Raw genomic sequence first — 1,872 nt, 5'->3', positions numbered from 1 at the left:
ACTCTCTGCTACCTATTGAATTCGCAGCCCTAGTAGTTTTATACCCAAAAGCCAAGAATGTTTGTTTGTACCAGGAAAACAAATCGACCGTTACATCAGAAACAAATTCCTTGTTTTTACTACCGATATTGAGCGGCACAAAATCAACTGGCGGTTTGTCTTTGGAAATTAATTTCAAGAAAATAGTTTCATCTTTTGGAAATGCCACCAAAATACCTTCTTTAGCATTGCTAACTTGCACTTTATTGTTCAAAACCTCGCTTTCAAGATTTTTTAAATCAACGCTATAATCCCATGATTTTTTTCCATCAAAATCAAATGTACAAAACAAGCTTTGAGTAAATTTATAATTGTTAAAATCCCGCACAGTTCTGTAGTTTTCACCCAAATGCAATAGTGAATTTCTAGAATAATTTATCGCATTTTTGTACTCTGGATAATATACCTCGCCTACCAATAGTACTTGATTATCAAAAACATAAGGTTGTTGTAGATTTAGCCTATGCCTTATTTTAGGATCACGCCCTTTGAGTTTTTTAGACAATAAACGGCCCTCTATTTTCTCTTGTCTTTTCGGAGAAAGGTAAGTGTAAAAATTCTGCAATTCAGAAAATTTGAAAAATTGAATATCTTCTGTTCTGTTTAGAGGAGTTACATAAAAACCTGAAGAAAAATCCGAGCAATTGTCAGCAAAATTTCCTGCCAAGAAATAGGTATTCTTGGCTATTTTTAGAATTTTCGAGTTCAAAAGAACATGCTTTTTATCGCCTATATCCTTCATATACAACATCTTACCTTCAACATCAAATACTGAGAGTTTAAACTGGCATTTCTTTTCGTCTTTTAGCATTAGGTAAATTTGCTTCTCACTTTCATTAACTTCTAAAGACAAAACCTTGAGAAAGTTCGTATGTATCTGTGGCAAAACCTTGGATGTTTGATCAAACAATCGATGAAGTTCAGCCACAGGTCTATCATTATAACTTCCCAAAATAATTACTTTGGTTTCTATTGCCGCAAAAAACTCTACATCCATGTCTGTGAGCATGGTGGATTCGGTGGTAATGGCATCGCCTCTTTCTAAATCAATTTTTACAATTTTAATTTTCCGACTATCGGTCTCCTGTAAAAGACAAAATAGATAATCTTCGGCCTTAAAATACTTAACTAATTGAAAAGTTACGCCCGGATCTATGGTATTTGTCCATTGACTTTTCAAATCTTTATCATATTTGACAAAATTCAATCTACCTTTTTTACCAAAAACTGAAACCTGAAAATTCATTAACAAAACACCATTGGTATCTAAAGAAACCACGCTGAAGTCATCCTCTAGATTATTATCCAAAGGAATCTCAACATCCACTGATTCAACCAATTGGCCGATTGAATGATGCGAAAATGTAATAAAAACCAAAAATAAAGCGAAAAATATTTTCATCGTTTTCCTAGTTCTATCACTTCTAAATTCGTGATTTTAGATTGTTCTATTTGCATTCTAATCAATGTTCTTATCTGATGAAAACCATGCTTGCCTGCTGCCCCAGGGTTTAAATATACCATGCCGTTGTTGGCTGGATCTTTAATTACTCTCAAAATATGGGAATGGCCACAAATAAACAAGTTTGGTTGATGAAATTTAATGATTTTTTTTATTCTAGCCGAATATTTACCAGGCAAGCTACCAATATGCGTCATAAAAACTTTAAGGCCTTCAATTTCAAAAATTAAATCTTCGGGGATTTCGTGTCTGAGTTCTTGGGTTTCAATGTTGCCAAATACAGCTTTAACTGGTTTAAAAGAAGTCAATTGATCTAATACCGATCTATCACCAATATCTCCCATATGCCATATCTCGTCACAGTTCTTGAA

The 1,872-nt window shown here is 33.6% G+C and carries 2 protein-coding genes; both read right to left on the bottom strand.

Annotated features, from left to right (window positions below; genetic code table 11):
- Window positions 1-1,441, bottom strand: a 1,441-nt coding sequence (locus EGI24_RS14385) for a hypothetical protein (RefSeq protein WP_255049163.1), incomplete at its 3' end; no start/stop codon positions are given.
- Window positions 1,438-1,872, bottom strand: a 435-nt coding sequence (locus EGI24_RS14380) for a metallophosphoesterase (protein WP_255049162.1), incomplete at its 5' end; no start/stop codon positions are given. The genes EGI24_RS14385 and EGI24_RS14380, both read right to left, overlap by 4 nt.

The sequence above is a fragment of the Lacihabitans sp. CS3-21 genome (assembly GCF_024343675.1).
Classification (GTDB): Bacteria; Bacteroidota; Bacteroidia; order Cytophagales; family Spirosomataceae; genus Leadbetterella.
Note: the sequence above shows the minus strand (reverse complement) of the source record. Positions and strands in the feature narration are given on the sequence as shown.